General features: G+C 46.0%; 1 protein-coding gene and 1 pseudogene. Both read left to right on the forward strand.

Going from position 1 to position 1022, the window contains the following annotated elements; translation table 11 throughout:
• Positions 1-374, forward strand: a pseudogene (gene engA, locus ACFVQB_RS34490) (ribosome biogenesis GTPase Der); the annotation flags it as partial.
• 17 nt (positions 375-391) lie between these two features.
• A partial coding sequence (locus tag ACFVQB_RS34495; protein ID WP_379449926.1) for an NAD(P)H-dependent glycerol-3-phosphate dehydrogenase occupies positions 392-1022 on the forward strand: 631 nt, incomplete at its 3' end.

The following is a 1022-nucleotide window of genomic DNA, read 5'->3' on the forward strand; positions in this document are numbered from 1 at the left end:
TTCGGGAACATTTCCAATTTCTTGATTATGCGCCGGTGCTGTTTATGTCGGCACTGACGACAAAGCGGATTCATACACTCATGCCTGCGATTATTAAAGCGAGTGAAAACCACTCTCTCCGCGTGCAGACAAATGTCTTAAATGATGTCATCATGGATGCGGTCGCCATGAATCCGACTCCGACGCACAACGGCTCCCGTCTGAAAATTTATTATGCGACTCAAGTCGCTGTTAAGCCGCCGAGCTTCGTTGTTTTTGTCAACGATCCGGAACTGATGCATTTTTCTTATGAACGCTTTTTAGAAAACCGAATCCGGGACGCTTTCGGATTTGAAGGTACGCCAATTAAAATATTTGCAAGAGCAAGAAAATAAAAAGGTGTGATACAGAGATGAAAAAAGTGGCAATGCTTGGAGCGGGAAGCTGGGGCACTGCACTTTCTTTAGTGCTGGCTGATAACGGACATCAAGTTATGATGTGGGGACACCGTGCCGAATTGATCGATCAAATCAACGACCTGCATGAAAACAAAGATTACCTGCCGGGGGTGGAGCTATCAAGTTCTATCATCGGTACAGCTGATTTAAACGAGGCTTTAAAAGGAGCGGACTTCATTATTGTGGCAGTTCCGACAAAAGCCATTCGGGAAGTGCTGAAAAAGGCTCTGCCGTACATCCCGAAACAATCGATTTTTGTTCATGTCAGCAAGGGAATTGAGCCGGATTCGCTTCTCCGTATTTCAGAATTAATGGAAGAGGAGCTGCCTGAGGAGTACAGAAAAGACATCGTCGTGCTTTCAGGGCCGAGCCACGCTGAGGAAGTCGGATTAAGACACCCGACGACTGTTACATCATCTTCAAAAAATATCAAGGCTGCAGAAGCGGTTCAGGATTTATTCATGAACCAGCATTTCCGCGTCTATACCAATCCGGATATGATCGGTGTTGAAATAGGGGGAGCGTTAAAGAATATCATCGCTCTTGCAGCGGGGATTACAGACGGATTGGGATACGGAGATAATG

Origin of the sequence: Paenibacillus sp. NPDC057886 (genome assembly GCF_042796655.1) — a bacterium.
GTDB lineage: Bacteria > Bacillota > Bacilli > Paenibacillales > Paenibacillaceae > Paenibacillus.